Origin of the sequence: Nocardia alba NBRC 108234 (genome assembly GCF_001612665.1) — a bacterium.
GTDB lineage: Bacteria > Actinomycetota > Actinomycetes > Mycobacteriales > Mycobacteriaceae > Nocardia > Nocardia alba.
Window position 1 is genome coordinate 18,253 of the sequence record NZ_BDAX01000025.1, and the last position, 15,261, is coordinate 33,513.

The window sequence follows — 15,261 nt, forward strand, 5'->3', positions numbered from 1 at the left end:
GGAGACCGTATGAGTGCCTCTACCGAAGCGATCGAGATGGCCACGGTCGCCGCACTCGCCGCCGACGACAAGCTCGCCACCGATGTCGTTGTCCTCGACGTCTCCGAGCAGCTGGTGATCACCGACTGTTTCGTCATCGCCTCGGCGCCCAACGAGCGCCAGGTCAACGCGATCGTCGACAATATCGAGGACAAGCTGCGCGAAGCCGGCCACAAGCCGGTCCGTCGCGAAGGCACCCGTGAGGGTCGCTGGGCACTGCTCGACTACGTCGATATCGTCGTGCACGTCCAGCACAACGACGAGCGCAACTTCTACGCCCTCGAGCGCCTGTGGCGTGACTGCCCGGCGGTTCCCGTCGAAGGCATCGCCGCACTCCCGACTCCGGCCGCGGACGACGACGCGCAGGTAGAGGGAATAGACGAGTGAGCAAGTACGCCCATGTGCGCAACCTGATCCTGTTGCGGCACGGGCAGACCGAATGGAACGCGGCCGACCGGATGCAAGGTCAGATCGACACCGATCTCACCGAACTCGGTCGCCAGCAGGCGAAAGAGGCCGCGCGAGAACTGGGTTCACGCAACGCTATCGCGATCCACGCCTCCGATCTGCGTCGCGCCAAGGACACCGCGCAGGCGCTCGGTGACATCAGCGATCTGCCCGTCATCACCGATCCACGGCTGCGCGAGACCAACCTGGGCGACTGGGAAGGCCTGACCCATCTCGAAGTCGACGCCGATTACCCCGGCGCGCGGGTGCAATGGCGTCTGGATGCTACCTACACACCGCCCAGCGGCGAGAGCAAGCTCGAGGTCGGTGCCCGCTCCTTGCCCGTGGTGCGCGAACTGTACAACGAGCGGCAGGATTGGCCCGGTCGGACTATCATCCTGGTTGCGCACGGCGGGCTGATCGCTGCTCTGACGGCCGCGTTGCTGGAACTGCCACCGGAGAACTGGCCCGCCCTCGGCGGGCTGGCCAATACCAGCTGGGTGCAGCTCTCCAGTCACGGCCCGGACATCGACCGACCCGGTTGGCGCCTCGATGTGTGGAACGCAGCGGCGAAGGTAGCTCCCGATGTCCAATGAAGAGCCCGATCGATCAGTACCTGATGAGATGTTCCAGCAGGTGACGGCCAAAGCCGGACGGCAATTGCCGGACGCGCTGTTCGGCCCGCCACCCGCTCGGCCCGCGCGCGCGGAGCGCGAGGAGCCGATCCGTTCGGTACCGGACGAACTCTTCAAGCAGGTCACTGCCCGCAGCGCACGGTCGCTGCCCGATGCCCTCTTCGGCCCGGTGCCCCCGCCGGTCGTCGCTGCCCCCGAGCCGGTCGACTCGGCGGCGGACGCCGTCGAATCCGGCTCGGAAACAGCGGATTCCGGGTCTTCGGCCGATGTCTCCCCAGGTGTCGACGTGCCGAGCGCGGAGACTTCGATCGGTGACGATGCCGATGGTGCGCCCAGCGCTGTCGACGTCGCCTCCAGTGCTGCTGCGGGAGAAGCGGATAGCGAGACTTCCGGTGTCACGGCAGCGGTGGAGGGTGTCGCAGCGGCCGAGTCGGGCGACGGAGGCTCTGTCGCCGTACAGACCGGGGCCGGCGAGGACCTCACTGCGACTGATGCGGATGCGGTCTCGGCTGCCGGCGGCGAAAGCTCGGTAGCGCGGTCCGTCGACGACCCGGCCGTCACTGACTCGATCGTTGATGCCGGTGGATCGACCGATCAGGCTGTGCCGCAACCATTGAGGTCTGCACCGGAATCGGCCGAGTCCGACGCCACCAGTTCGTCCGCACCTCCTTCGGCGGAGATAGCGGCCGCGGTGGAGATCGGCGCCTCCGCGGGCTCGGATGTCGACCTCGATATCGCGGACAGCTCGCTGACCTCGGTGACTGCCGCTGAGGCGGGTATCGCCGTCGACGAATCCGCTGAATCCGGTGTTTCGCACGGTGAATCGGTCGCGGCGGCAACGGCCGGTACGCCGCTAGTCGAGCAAGCCGTGTCGCCGAGGCCGGTGGAGTCGGCCGCCCCGCGCCCTGTGCTGCTCGTGATCGCCGACTCGCTCGCCTACTACGGCCCGAAGGGCGGTCTGCCCGCCGACGACCCACGCATTTGGCCGAATATGGTCGCCGCGGAACTGGATTGGGATGTCGAGCTGATCGCTCGGATCGGGTGGACCTGTCGCGATGCCTATTGGGCGCTGATCGGAGATCCCCGGGTGTGGGCGTCCGTGCCGCGCGCCGGTGCGGTCGTGTTCGCCGTCGGCGGCATGGACACGCTGCCCTCTCCGCTGCCGACCGCGCTGCGGGAGATGATTCGCTACATCCGTCCGCCGCGCCTGCGCCGTGGTGTGCGCGCGACCTACAACTGGTTGCAGCCGAAGCTGTCGAAACTCGGTCGCCCGGTTGCCCTTCCGCCGAGGGTGAGCGTCGACTACCTGGAGCAGTCGCGGGTCGCGCTGAACCATCTGCGTCCGGAGTTGCCTGTCGTGGCGGTACTGCCGTCGGTCCACAAGTGCGATGCCTACGGGCGGGTCCACCGGGGTCGGCCGCGGGCGGTGAAGGCATTGCAGGCCTGGTCGGGTCGCACGTCGGTCCCGCTCGTCGACCTCGGTGAGGCGGTGCGCGACGACATCGAGTCGGGCTCGGCGAACCCGGACGGCATCCACTGGGGCTGGGCCGGGCACGCGGCGGTGGCGACGGCGATGACGAAGGCGCTGCAGGAGGTTCGGTAGTCCGTGGCCGTTGTCGTGGTCACCGATTCGGCGGCGGGATTGTCCGCCGATCTCGTCGCCGGGCTCGGTATCGAAGTGGTGCCGTTGCACGTGCTCGTCGGTGAACGAGAGATCCGGGAGGGCGTCGACCCGATCGAGATCGACTACACCGCCGATTCGGTCACCACGTCGGCCGCCTCGCCCGGCGAACTGCGCGAAGCCTACGAACGCGCGCTGAGCCACAGCGACGGCGACGGGGTGGTGGCTGTTCATCTGTCGCGCCGGTTGTCGGCGACCTGGGAGTCGGGCCGCCAAGCGGTGCGCGACATGGGTGCCGAAGATCGTGTGCGCGTTGTCGATTCGCTCGGGGCCGGCCTGGCGACCGGTCTGCCCGTGCTGGCTGCCGCGCGGAGAGCGAGGGCTGGTGAGGCGCTCGACGATGTCTACGAGCGCGCGGTGTCGGCCGCCACGCGTTCGCGCACGTTCATCCTGGTCAACCGCACCGAGCAACTTCGCAAGGGCGGCAGACTGAGTAGTGCCGCCGCGTTCTTCGGCAGCGAACTGGTGACGAAGCCACTGCTGCAGCTGGTGGAGGGCAAGCTCGAAATGCGCGAGAAGGTGCGAACCCGATCGCGTGCCTACGCCAAACTGGTGGCCGCCGCGGTGGACGCGGCGGCGTCCGACGGTGCGGCCCTGGGTATTCAGCATCTCGGCGCCGAGGAGGCCGCCGAGAACATCGCGGCGCAACTGCGTGAGCAGCTGCCGCAGGTGCACGAGCTCTACGTCGCCGAGTTCGGTCCCGCGCTCGGTGTGCACCTCGGTGTCGGCGCACTCGGCGTCGCGGTGTTGCCCGGTGGATGTGTCTGACCGATGCCGGTTCAGAATCTCGCTGAGGGTAAACAGCCCGGTGGCGACGATCCGGTGCCTACCGTAGCCGGCATGGCAGGCAACGCTTCTCCACAGACAGACCTTTCGCCACGCGTACTCGTGGTCGAGTGGGACGACCCCGATGCCGAGACGTTGCGGGCGGAGATGTCGGCGGAGGTCGGTCCCCGTTACGCGCACCTCGAACTCCCCTCGAGCGGACCCTCGCCGCTCGCGGTCGACCACGCGACCGTGCACGAGACGTTCGTCGCGTACGCGGGTGCCGAGCCCGTCGGGCACGCCGCGGTGCGCTGGAATGCCGGTGACCTCGAACTCAAGCGGATGTTCGTGCGCCCCGCCCACCGTGGCACCGGAACCGCGACCGCGCTGTTGCACGCCGCCGAAGCATCCGTGCGCGCGGCCGGTCGGCCCCGAATCATCCTGCAGACCGGACATCTGCAGCCCGAGGCGGTGCGTTTCTACGAGCGCAGTGGCTATCACCGGATACCGCTGTTCGCGCCGTATCACGTCCTGCCGCTGTCGAACTGTTTCGCGAGGAACCTGGACTGAAGCGGTGATCAGCGCGGGATCTACGATTTCCCGATGACCGGATACGACGACTTCGACCAGCTCGACGCCGCGAACCTGCCGCCGCGCAGGCAACACATCCTGGCCGTGATCAGGGACTCGGTGCTCGCTCACGGCTACGCTCCGAGCACTCGGGAGATCGCCGACGCGGTGGGCCTGCGCTCCACATCCACGGTCTCCCACCATCTGAAGGCGTTGGAGGAGGACGGATTCCTGCGCCGAGCCGCCACCATGACCCGACCCATCGACGTGCGGTTGTTCCTGCGTGGCGCGCCCGCGGCCGACGCCGATGCCTCGGTGTCGGTGCCCGTCGTCGGTGATATCGCGGCGGGGACGCCGATCCTGGCCGAGCACAACCCCGACGACGTCATGACCTTGCCGCGTGAACTGGTCGGCCGTGGTGAGGTTTTCGGCTTGCGGGTGCGTGGCGACTCGATGATCGACGCCGCGATCTGTGATGGCGACCTCGTGGTGATCCGTAGTCAGCGCGAGGCCGTCTCCGGCGATATCGTCGCCGCGATGATCGGCGAGGAGGCCACGGTCAAGGTCTACCGCCGCCGTAACGGTCACGTCTATCTCGAGCCGCGCAATCCCGCCTACGCCGTGATCGACGGCGACGAAGCGGTCATCCTAGGCCGCGTCGTCTCGGTGATGCGGCGACTCTGACGGCGCTACGCCGGGCCGAACCAGTCCAGCGATTGGCCGTGCGGCCCGGCGAAAGCCAACGGCTCGTCGTCGAGGGCGAGCACCAGCCGGGCCGGTGAATTCGGGCGTGGCGGCAGCCGGTCGACCAGTGCGCTGAGCACCCCCGTGCCCTCCTGCGAAACCCAGTGGCAGGGTAGTTCCCGAACCGTTGCCCGGAAGTCCGCCCGCGCCTGCGGCGAGAGGTAATTGAGTACAGCACTGTGGAACACCACCACGGTGCTGTCGCGTGGCGCCGCGTGAACCAGCTCGGTGATCTGCTCGTTCAGATCGCCGGTGACGATGGTCGGTGGATCCGCAGCGGCGATCGCGCAGGCCGAACGCAGGCGTGCCAGCCGTTCGCCTTGCCCCGGCCAGACGAGGGCCGACAACCACTGTCGGTCGTCGCTGTCGCCGGCATCGAGCGGGTTCAGATCCACGCCCGCTCGATGGACGACCAGGGGCAGCCGATCCGGGATCGGCACTGCCCCGGTCGTCGCGCAGGTCAACACCACCGATGACGGACCGTCGACCGGGTCCAACGCGGCGGTGTCGTAGCGATAGCTGAAACGGTCCGGGTACAGACACAGTCCGGCCGAGGCCCCGACCTCGATGAGCGCCAAGGGTCCGGGCAGGCGGGCCAGCACCGGCAGCAGGGTGGCCGCCCGGCCCGCCTCGTTCGTCTGTGTACGCCTGCGCAGCGCCGTCGCGGAGATCGCCGACCAGTTCGCGCGCAGCTGCTCGCGGAACTCGCGGTAGGGCACCGCGGTCGCGCCGTTGACTCGCGCGGCAGCCAGGATCAGGTTGGGTTGCTGTTTGTCCGTGGGCAATTGGGCGATCAGTGCCAGCACCGCGGCGTCTGTGCTGATGTCGAGCGCTCGTCGGTGATAGAGCGCGGAATTGTCCCGCGCTTCGAGGAGCGCGAAGTCGCGGAATCGTTGTGCGGGTTCCATGGGTTCCTGAGTACTTCGAATCGGCCATGGGCGCACGGTATCTATTCGGGCAGAGCCGATTCTGGTTGCGCAGGCCGTTGGCGGGCGAGTTGTCCACAGGCTCGGAGTTATCCACAGGTTTCTTCGAAGGCCAGGTCGGCAGCGGCTTGCCAGGTCGGCGACTGCCTAGCGTCGCTGCCATGTCACGACACGAAGAGCACGAGCGAGTACGGCAGCGGCTGGGCGGACTGGCGGTCCGCGAGGGACCACGTCCGGGCAGTCAGGCGCGGCGCGCGTCCGGGATGGAGGCCGACGACAGCGCTGCGCGCCTGGGCCACGGCGAAGGGCATTGGGACGATGACGAACTCGCGCCCGCGGCCGGCCGGGTAGACGCGGTGCAGACGCCCGAGTGGCTCGACGACGGCGGATCGGGCAGGCGGAATCGCATGGTGCCAGAGCGCTTTCGGGGCGCGCGGCTGGATCCGGGTCGTCGCGGCGCGCTGGTGCTCGGGCTGGTCGGGGTCATCGCTGTGGTGCTCACCGGTGTGATGGTGCTGCGAGATCAGCCGGTGGCACGGGCGGTACCGCCCGTGCCGGTCCTACGGGCGGAGAATGTCGCGGTACAGCCCGGCCCGACCGCCGTGGTCGCGGCCGTGTCCGGTCAAGGTCCGTCCCCGAGCGCCGACATCGTCGTCAGTGTGGTCGGCCTGGTCGAACGAGCCGGGCTGCACCGATTGCCGGAGGGATCTCGGATCGCCGATGCCGTGGACAGGGCCGGAGGTATTCGTGCGGGCGCCGACCTGGCAGGCCTGAACCTGGCTCAACGACTCGCGGACGGCGACCAGGTCATCGTCGGAACAACAGATCCGCAATCCGGACAACCACGCCTCGGCAGCATCATGATCGGCGCCGGCCGCGCACCCGCGCCCCTGCCCGGCGCCGCGGGCTCGAACACCGCGGGCTCGAACACCGTGAGTTCGAAGCAATCAGGTGCGAGCGTCGCCAGCGCGGGTGCCGTTGGCTCGCCCGGAAATTCGCCCCTCGATCTGAACACCGCGACCGAAGCAGAGCTGGACGCACTGCCCGGCGTCGGCCCCATCACCGCGAAGGCGATACTCGCGTGGCGCACCACCAATGGACGTTTCACCGATGTGGCCCAACTCGGCGAGGTAGACGGCATCGGTCCGGCCAGGCTGGCTCGGCTGCGCGATCTGGTGACGACGTGATCGAACCGAAGATCTCCTGCGTGGAGGTGAGCGCGTGAGTTGCCCGGTGTGGCCGTGCGCACGACTCGGACCCGTGACAGATCAGCCCACCGGAACACCGGCGAGACGGGAACCGGAATCAGCCGATCCTGTCCGGCTCGCCTGCCCACTCGGACAGGGCGAGAACCCCTGTGCCGTGGGTGGTCTGGTCGACCGGGGTCGTGGCACGTCCAGATATGACGACACGGCAGGCGGATGAGGCACGCGCAGGCAGAGGGAGCGGTTCGGGCGCGGCGTCGTCGGCGAACGAGCGCCGAGCAGCACGTCCAGGCGATGCCGGGAGGTTCGGATCGGCCCGGTCGGTCGGCAGCGGCTGAACGTGATTCGGAGCGGTCGGGTTGGCGCCGATGGACGCGGGCGGCCGTGCGCTGGGAAGCGGAAGGGCAGGAGCCGGGACCAACGGTGGGCGCGGGGCAGCACACAGATGCGGGGGAGGGCGAACCTGAGCAGCAGGTACTGGATATGCGGTTGGTTCCTGCGGCGCTCGGATGCTGGACTGCGACGATCGTGGCGGTGACCGTGGGGTGGGTCGCGGGGTTGGTGCTCGCGGTCGCGTCGGTCATCGTGGCGATCGGGTTGTGGGCGGTGCTGCTGTGGGCGATAGCGCATCGACGGGAGCGGTGGCGGGTCGTCGCGGTGACCGGACTGGCGACGATGCTGCTCGGTGCGGGATTCGGGGTGGCAGGTGCCTGGCAGGAGCACCACGTCCGGTCACACCCGCTGCGCGAGTCGTTCGGCCGGTCGGTGAACGTGCTCGCGGTGATCACCGATGACGCGAAACCCCTGCGCGCCGGTGGTTTCGGTGGCGAGCGGCGATGGATTGTCCGCGCCGGTCTGCGGGAGTTCGGCCATGGCACGGAGTGGACGCTGGCCGGCGGATCGATGGTGGTGCTCGCGCAGGGAAGTGAGTGGGCTGCGCTGTCGCCTGGGCAGTTGGTGCGGTTCCGGGCCGAGGTCAGCGAGCCGAACCGTGCGGACCTGACCATCGCCACCCTGCATGCCACCGACGCGCCGAATCGGGTCGGTGAGCCGCCGTGGTGGCAGCGGCTCGCGGCGAGCGTTCGAACGGATCTGGTCACCGCGTCCGCCGAGGCACTGCCACCTGCCGCGGCGGGGTTGCTGCCCGCGCTCGTTGTCGGCGACACCGTCGCGCTGCTCGACGATGTGCGTGACGCGTTCGAGATCGCTGGTTTGCAACACCTCTGTGTGGTCAGTGGCGCTAATTTCACGATTCTGTTGACGGCTCTGTTGGCGCTCACTCGATTGCTCACGGTCGGCCCGCGGATCAGCGCTGCCGCGGCGGCGGGGGTAATCGTGCTGTTCGTCGTCCTCGCCCGTCCCGACCCGAGTGTGCTGCGCGCGGCAGCGATGGGCTCGGTGACCGTACTCGCCCTGCTCACCGGCAGACGCAAGCAGGCGCTACCGGCGCTGTGTGCGGCGGTGATCGGATTGCTGGCCGTCGCACCACAATTGGCGGTCAGCGCCGGATTCGCGCTGTCGGTGCTCGCCACGGCGGGGCTGATCTTGCTCGCACCCAGCTGGGCGGACTGGCTGCGGGCGCGTGGTTGGTGGCGCGCACCCGCGGAGGTCGTCGCGGTGGCGGCGGCGTTCGTTGTCACGGTGCCGCTGATGGTCGCGCTGTCAGGGCGGGTGAGTCTGGTGGCGATCGTCGCGAACGCGCTCGTCGCACCGGTGGTCGGGCTGATCACGGTGATCGGCGCGGTGGGCACGGTCGCGGCCTGCGTGTGGGGTGAGGCCGCGGTGTGGGTGCTGTGGTGCGCGCGGCCACCGATGTGGTGGTTGCTCGGTGTCGCCGATCATGCGGCCGCGGTGCCGGGTGCGATGATCACGGTGCCGGGTGGCGCGGTCGGAGGAGCGGTCGCGACCGTGATCGTCATCGTGGTCGTGGCGGCACTGCGCTGGTCGCACACCCGCAGACTCCTGGCGGTGGTGGTGCTGAGTGTGGCGATGGTGGTGCTCCCGGTGCGCTTCTTACAGCCGGGGTGGCCACCATCGGGTTGGGCGCTCACCATGTGTGACGTGGGACAGGGTGACGGCCTGGCCCTCTCGGTTGCCCCCGGAGCCGCGATCGTCATCGACGTCGGCCCCGACCCACGCCCGATCCGGGCCTGCCTGGACCGACTGAGAATCACCCATATCCCCTTGCTGGTACTCACGCACCCCCATGCCGATCACATCAACGGTCTCGCCGGCGCTCTGCGCGGCCGCACTGTCGACGCCATAGCCACCGCACCGGGCGAACTCCGCTCAGCTATCGCCACACCGTGTGCCGCTGTCGACCGAACCGCCGGCCTGGCGCCGGTCACAGTGCCGCCATCCTCACATTCACCGGAGCGAGTGTCGACGGTGGGCGCTGATGCTCGGCAGGCCGGAGACGGCCGTGTCGAGTGTCCGAGCGGGACACCAGGGGAGCGGAAGACTAAGGGCGATAGCCGGTCAGCGGCCCACACTGATTCCGCACGAGATGGCCACAGTCACGACAACGGTGGAGGAGTCGAGCAAGTGGCGGAACTGGCTGGTGCGGCCGGTATTCCGTTGATGGAGCTTCACGCGGGCCACGAAATGACGTTCGGCGTAGTCGAATTGCAGGTCCTCGCGCCGGGCCGGGACGTGCCTACATCATTGGCGGTCGATGAGGCCAATGATCGGTCACTGGTGCTGCGCGCCCGCACGCCGGCCGCGACGATCCTGTTCACCGGTGACATCGAGGCGCAGGCGCAGGACCGACTCCTACGCGGCGAGGATATCCGGGCGGACATCCTCAAAGTGCCCCATCACGGATCACGCACCACCACAACAGAGTTCCTCCATGCCGTCCGCCCACGCCTGGCATTGGTCAGTGCCGGGGCGGGCAACACCTTCGGTCATCCGCACCCCACGGTGCTCACGACCCTCGCCGCGCTCGGCGCCTCTGTCGCACGGACCGACCTCGACGGCGACGTGGTGATCGTGGGTACCGCCGCCGATCTGCGGACCGTGACGTCTCGTCGACGCGCACCGCGTGTGCGGCAGTGCCCGCGTCCCGCAGGTACGCGACGAGGTACTCACCGCGATGAACGAAATATCGGTGGGCGGAGGTGTCGGTACCGGTGATGTCGGTGGGCGGTGCTGTCGGTGGGCCTACGTAGGATCGCCTCGTGAGCGAACGCCCTGCCTCGGTACATCTGGTTCTCGGAGATGAGGAACTGCTGGTCGAACGTGCGGTTGCGATGGTGACCGCGCAGGTGCGGGCCGGTGCGCCCGATCCGGATTCGGTGCCGGTCGATCGATTGCGCGCCGGTGACGCGAGCACCGCCGAACTGGCCGAGTTGCTCAGTCCCTCGCTGTTCGCCGAAGACCGGGTGATCGTGCTCGAGTCGGCCGCGGAAGCGGGCAAGGACGCGGTCGCGGTGATCACCGAGGCCGCGGCCGACCCGCCCGACGGTGTGGTGCTCATGGTGCTGCACTCCGGTGGCGGCCGGGCCAAGGCACTGGCACCTGCGCTACAGAAGAAGGGTGCGACCGTCCACGAGTGCGCGAAACTCACCAAGGGTGCCGAGCGGGTGGAGTTCGTGCGGGGCGAGTTCCGGGCGCTCGGAGTGAAGGTTGCGACCGAGGTCGTTCAGGTCCTGCTCGAATCCGTCGGTTCGGAACTGCGCGAATTAGCCGCCGCCTGTTCGCAATTGGTGTCCGATACCGGTGGCAAGGTCGACGCGAACGCGGTCCGTCGGTACTACTCCGGCCGAGCCGAGGTCACCGGCTTCGATGTCGCCGATCTCGCCGTCGCGGGCGATCGCCCCGGCGCGATGGAGGCCTTGCGCTGGGCCACCGACCGCGGTGTCCCGCACGTTCTGCTGGCCGACGCCCTCGCCGACTCGGTCCACACCATCGCCAAAGTCGGCTCGGCAGGCCGCGGCGACCCGTTCGCCCTCGCCCAGAAACTCGGGATGCCCCCCTGGAAGATCAAGAAAGCCCAGGCCCAAGCGCGTGGCTGGAACCCCACCACCATCGGAACCGCCCTCCAGGTAGTCGCCACCCTCAACGCCGACGTCAAGGGCGGCGCTGCCGACGCCACCTACGCCGTGGAACACGCCCTCGCCCGCATCCTCGACCTGCGCGCCACCGGCTGAACCGGTTGCCCCGGCTGATTCCCGAACTCCTCCGCTCGGACCTACACCGCCGGTACCGGCGGGCCACCGACGCGGTCGGGGTGCGCCAGTTCGCGGCACAGGATCCGGACGGCTATCCGCCGCGGATTTCGCAGGGCCTGGGCACCCGGTCCTGAACGAGCGCGCCGCACCTCCATCCAATCGGGATCGAATCGCGATGTCCGGTCGCTGTCGCGGCTGGCACAGTTGATCATGAGATGGTTGAGCCGAGTGGTGGCCGGGATGGACGAGGCGGGCGCGGTCGACGCGGTCGGGGCTCGGCGGGGCGAACAGCACGGCAGGTGGTGAAGGTCCTCGCGGCGGTGTTGTCGGCCGCGGTGGTGGTTGTCACGGCCTATGGATGGTCGACGGCGGGCAGCTTCGACGCGGGATTCCTGCGGTCGCGCGCGCTCGGTGACAACGCACCGCATTCACTCGGGGGTGATCTCAATATCCTGCTGATCGGCTTGGATACCCGACGCGACCAGAACGGTGACGAGCTACCGGCCGAGGTCCTCGAGCAACTGCACGCGGGCGACGGTGACGAAGGCGGATACAACGCCAATACCCTGATCCTGGTACATATTCCGGCCGAACTGGACAAGATCGTCGCGGTCTCGATACCCCGGGACGACTATGTGCCGGTCACCGGCATCCCCGGCTACACCCACGCCAAGATCAAGGAGGCGTACGGGTTGAAGAAGGCGGCCGCGCAGGACCAGTTGATCGCGCGGGGCGTCACCGATCGGCGGAAGTTGGAGCAGGCGGGCCGGGAAGCGGGACGAGCCTCGATCGTGGCAGCGGTCCGGGATCTGACGGGGGTGCCGATCGACAGGTTCGCCGAGGTGACCCTGGCGGGCTTCTACGATCTGGCCGACGCCCTCGGCGGCGTGGAAGTGTGTTTGAACAATCCGGTGCGCGACTCCGAATTCTCCGGCGCCGATTTCCCCGCGGGGCGCCAGCAACTGGATCCGGCGCAGGCGCTGGCCTTCGTCCGGCAGCGGCATGGGCTCGAGAACGGCGACCTGGACCGCACCCACCGTCAGCAGGCGTTCCTGACCTCGGTGGCCCGCCAGCTTCGCAGCGGCGGCACCCTCACCGACCCGGGCAAGCTTTCGGCGCTGATGGATGTGGCGCATCGCAATATCGTGTTGTCGGACGACTGGAACATGACCGAATTCGTGCGCACCCTGGGCGCCGCCGACGATCCGGAGGTCGAATTCCGGACCCTGCCCGTGCTGCGCTACGACGTGATCAACGGCCAGGACGTGAACATCGTCGACCGGCCCGCGATCCGCCGGGAGATCGCCGCGGCCTTCGGGATGCCGGCACCACCTGCCACCACCGCCGAGCGCACCGGGCAACGCACGGAACCGCCTGCCGCCTGGTCGTCGGAGTCGACCGCGGGCGCTCGGCGGACCGGCACGCCCTCATCGAAGACGGAGACTCCCGACGCGGGCGCGCCGGTCCGCGGCGATATCACCTCAGGGCAGGTGCCTTGCGTGAATTGACTAGTCGCCGGCGATGACGAGCGAGACGTCCACATCCTCGTCGTCGGCATCGTCGAGGTCGTCGTAGCGGCCCTCCCACTCGTCGTAGAGCGGAACCTCGTCCTCGCGCGTGACGATCCAGGCGGCGCCGTAGCCGCCGTCCTCATCGGGCACCATCACGTTCTCGACCTTGAGACCGATGCCGAGGATCTCCGCCGCGCGGATCACCTCGGCCAGGTCGTCGCCTCGTACCACCGTCTGATTCGCGTAGACCGTCAACATGGCGCGAATGGTAGCCGGTGGAAGAGAACGACAAAAGCCGCCGTGGTCATCGAGGCCACGGCGGCTGCGTCTTGCGAAGTATTGTCAGCGAGCACCGGGCTCGCCGTCGATCAGATCTTGTTCAGAGCCAGCGCGAGCGCGGACTTCTTGTTGGCCGCCTGGTTGGCGTGGATAACGCCCTTGGACGCGGCCTTGTCGAGCTTGCGGCTCGCGAACTGCAGCTGCTCGGCAGCCTTTTCCTTGTCACCGCTGGAGGCAGCTTCACGGAAGTTGCGGATCGCGGTGCGCAGCGCGGACTTGACCGACTGGTTACGCTTGCGCGCTTCCTCGTTGGTACGGATCCGCTTCATCTGGGACTTGATGTTGGCCACGCCTGTATCCTCTGGTTTCCTGTCGCTGGGTGGTATTCCTTGAAAGCTCGTCGGGCGCGCGCCCACGATGCAGCAGATGGTGCTGAACTACGGGTAACACCGCGCCGAAGGTCGAGGTTACCAGCTCGCCATCCCCCGACGAAATCGGGCCCTCATCCGGTCGACAGGGGAGTCGACGGCGGATTTCCGCGCGGTTGAGGTGATGCAAAGAATTTACCTGTGTCACACACGACCCAGCCGCCGCGTGATGCACAGTTTTTGTCATGACCTCCACCACTGCGCCGAGTACGGCTCGATCTGCATCACCGGCGATGGTGAGAACGAATGGGCACCCGGTATCCACCCACACCGGTTTATTCGAGGGGTACGGCCCCGGCCGCTTCGCTGACGCGTTCGACGAGATGTTCGACGCGTCGGGAAAAGTACGAGCGCCCTACAAGGGCATCCACGCCGCGATGGCCGCCAATGACGTCGACGACCTGGCCAAACGATCGGACGCGCTGGACCGTGCGTTCATCGACCAGGGCATCACCTTCTCCCTGTCGGGCCAGGAACGCCCGTTCCCGCTGGACCTGGTGCCGCGTGTGATCGCCGCCGCGGAGTGGACCAAGCTCGAGCGCGGCATCAAACAGCGGGTCACCGCGATGGAGCTGTTCCTGGCCGACGTCTACGGCGAGCAGAACATCCTGCGTGATCAGGTGATCCCCAAACGCCTGGTCACCTCGTGTGAACATTTCCACCGCGAGGCCGCCGGGCTGGTTCCGCCCAACGGCGTGCGCATCCACGTCTCCGGTATCGACCTGGTCCGCGATGAAAAGGGCGACTTCCGGGTATTGGAGGACAATCTGCGCTCCCCGTCGGGGGTGTCCTACGTGATGGAGAACCGGCGCACGATGGCCCGGGTCTTCCCCGACCTGTTCTCCTCGCACCGGGTGCGCGCCGTGGGTGACTATCCGGGGCATCTGCTGCGCGCGCTGCGGGCCTCGGCGGCGCCCAACGAGGTCGACCCGACCGTGGTGGTGCTCACACCGGGCGTGCACAATGCCGCCTACTTCGAGCATTCGCTGCTGGCCAGGCAGATGGGTGTCGAGCTGGTGGAGGGTCGCGACCTGTTCTGCCGCGACAACGTCGTCTACATGCGCACGACCGCGGGGGAGCGTCAGGTCGACGTGATCTACCGGCGCATCGACGACACCTTCCTCGACCCGATGCACTTCCGCCCCGATTCCGTCCTCGGCGTCGCCGGCGTGCTCAACGCCGCCCGCGCGGGCAATGTGGTGATCTCGAGCGCGGTGGGCAACGGTGTCGGCGACGACAAGCTCATCTACACCTACGTGCCCAAGGTCATCGAGTACTACCTCGGCGAGAAGCCGATCCTGCCCAATGTCGACACCTTCCGCTGCTGGCTCGACGACGAACGCGAGGAGGTGCTCGACCGGGTCGGGGAGCTGGTGGTCAAACCGGTCGAGGGTTCCGGTGGCTACGGCATCGTGATCGGGCCCGACGCGTCCCCGCGCGAGCTCGAGGCGATCAAGCGCAAGATCAAGGCCGACCCGCGTGGCTGGATCGCCCAGCCGGTGGTGCAGCTCTCGACGGTGCCGACCAAGATCGGTGACGATCTCGCGCCCCGCCACGTGGACCTGCGCCCGTTCGCGGTCAACGACGGGGACGACATCTGGGTGCTGCCCGGCGGTCTCACCCGGGTCGCGCTGCCGGAGGGCTCCCTGGTGGTGAACTCGAGTCAGGGTGGCGGCAGCAAGGACACCTGGGTGCTGGCCGGGCGCGCGGGGTCGGTCGACCGGGAGCTGGCCGGACCCGAACTGGTCAGTGAACCGCCGCAGGCGGATTCGTTCGAGCTCGGTCGCGAACTCAGCACGCCGCAGGCCAACCAGCAGCAACAGCAGCAACAGCAGACACAGCGGTTGATCGGGGAATAG

General features: G+C 68.2%; 14 protein-coding genes. 11 read left to right on the top strand and 3 right to left on the bottom strand.

Annotation, left to right across the window (positions count from 1 at the left end; all coding sequences use genetic code 11):
- Positions 1 to 9: 9 nt before the first annotated feature.
- From rsfS to lexA, 6 genes are all read left to right on the top strand, one after another.
- The gene (rsfS, locus tag NA12_RS24865; protein ID WP_067456144.1) at positions 10 to 426 is read left to right on the top strand and encodes a ribosome silencing factor; all 417 of its coding nucleotides are present in this window, start codon (positions 10 to 12) and stop codon (positions 424 to 426) included.
- A complete protein-coding gene (locus tag NA12_RS24870; RefSeq protein ID WP_067456147.1) occupies positions 423 to 1,082 on the top strand; it encodes a histidine phosphatase family protein in 660 nt (219 codons plus the stop codon). The genes rsfS and NA12_RS24870 overlap by 4 nt, the downstream gene beginning before the upstream one ends.
- Positions 1,072 to 2,724: a diglucosylglycerate octanoyltransferase gene (gene octT / locus NA12_RS34730; RefSeq protein ID WP_243655081.1), complete on the top strand. Its 1,653-nt coding sequence runs from the start codon at positions 1,072 to 1,074 to the stop codon at positions 2,722 to 2,724. Before NA12_RS24870 ends, octT begins: the two co-directional genes overlap by 11 nt.
- A gap of 3 nt (positions 2,725 to 2,727) precedes the next feature.
- Positions 2,728 to 3,570: a DegV family protein gene (locus NA12_RS24880; protein ID WP_067456149.1), complete on the top strand. Its 843-nt coding sequence runs from the start codon at positions 2,728 to 2,730 to the stop codon at positions 3,568 to 3,570.
- 72 nt (positions 3,571 to 3,642) lie between these two features.
- Complete coding sequence (locus tag NA12_RS24885) at positions 3,643 to 4,137, top strand: GNAT family N-acetyltransferase (RefSeq protein ID WP_067456485.1); 495 nt, start codon at positions 3,643 to 3,645, stop codon at positions 4,135 to 4,137.
- A 33-nt stretch (positions 4,138 to 4,170) separates the two neighbouring features.
- A complete protein-coding gene (gene lexA, locus NA12_RS24890) occupies positions 4,171 to 4,821 on the top strand; it encodes a transcriptional repressor LexA (protein ID WP_067456152.1) in 651 nt (216 codons plus the stop codon).
- Between the two features lie 5 nt (positions 4,822 to 4,826).
- Here lexA and NA12_RS24895 read toward each other — a convergent pair whose 3' ends face one another.
- Entirely contained in the window at positions 4,827 to 5,789 is a 963-nt protein-coding gene (locus tag NA12_RS24895; protein WP_067456154.1) for a DUF2332 domain-containing protein, read from the bottom strand.
- Positions 5,790 to 5,968: 179 nt separating this feature from the next.
- Between NA12_RS24895 and NA12_RS24900 the strand changes: the two genes are divergently transcribed.
- From NA12_RS24900 to NA12_RS24915, 4 genes are all read left to right on the top strand, one after another.
- A complete protein-coding gene (locus NA12_RS24900; RefSeq protein WP_084473078.1) occupies positions 5,969 to 6,994 on the top strand; it encodes a ComEA family DNA-binding protein in 1,026 nt (341 codons plus the stop codon).
- A gap of 501 nt (positions 6,995 to 7,495) precedes the next feature.
- Positions 7,496 to 10,147 carry a ComEC/Rec2 family competence protein gene (locus NA12_RS24905; protein WP_067456157.1) on the top strand — a complete coding sequence of 884 codons (2,652 nt, stop codon included), beginning with the start codon at positions 7,496 to 7,498 and terminating at the stop codon, positions 10,145 to 10,147.
- A 44-nt stretch (positions 10,148 to 10,191) separates the two neighbouring features.
- On the top strand, positions 10,192 to 11,163 hold the full coding sequence (holA, locus tag NA12_RS24910) for a DNA polymerase III subunit delta (RefSeq protein WP_067456160.1): 972 nt from the start codon (positions 10,192 to 10,194) through the stop codon (positions 11,161 to 11,163).
- A gap of 320 nt (positions 11,164 to 11,483) precedes the next feature.
- Entirely contained in the window at positions 11,484 to 12,692 is a 1,209-nt protein-coding gene (locus NA12_RS24915) for an LCP family protein (protein WP_243655080.1), read from the top strand.
- On the opposite strand, the gene NA12_RS24920 is transcribed toward NA12_RS24915, so the two are convergent.
- Positions 12,693 to 12,953: a hypothetical protein gene (locus tag NA12_RS24920; protein WP_067456163.1), complete on the bottom strand. Its 261-nt coding sequence runs from the start codon at positions 12,951 to 12,953 to the stop codon at positions 12,693 to 12,695.
- A 110-nt stretch (positions 12,954 to 13,063) separates the two neighbouring features.
- The gene (rpsT, locus tag NA12_RS24925; RefSeq protein ID WP_056821462.1) at positions 13,064 to 13,324 is read right to left on the bottom strand and encodes a 30S ribosomal protein S20; all 261 of its coding nucleotides are present in this window, start codon (positions 13,322 to 13,324) and stop codon (positions 13,064 to 13,066) included.
- 311 nt (positions 13,325 to 13,635) lie between these two features.
- On the opposite strand from rpsT, the gene NA12_RS24930 reads away from it, so the two are divergent.
- Entirely contained in the window at positions 13,636 to 15,261 is a 1,626-nt protein-coding gene (locus NA12_RS24930) for a circularly permuted type 2 ATP-grasp protein (RefSeq protein WP_067456166.1), read from the top strand.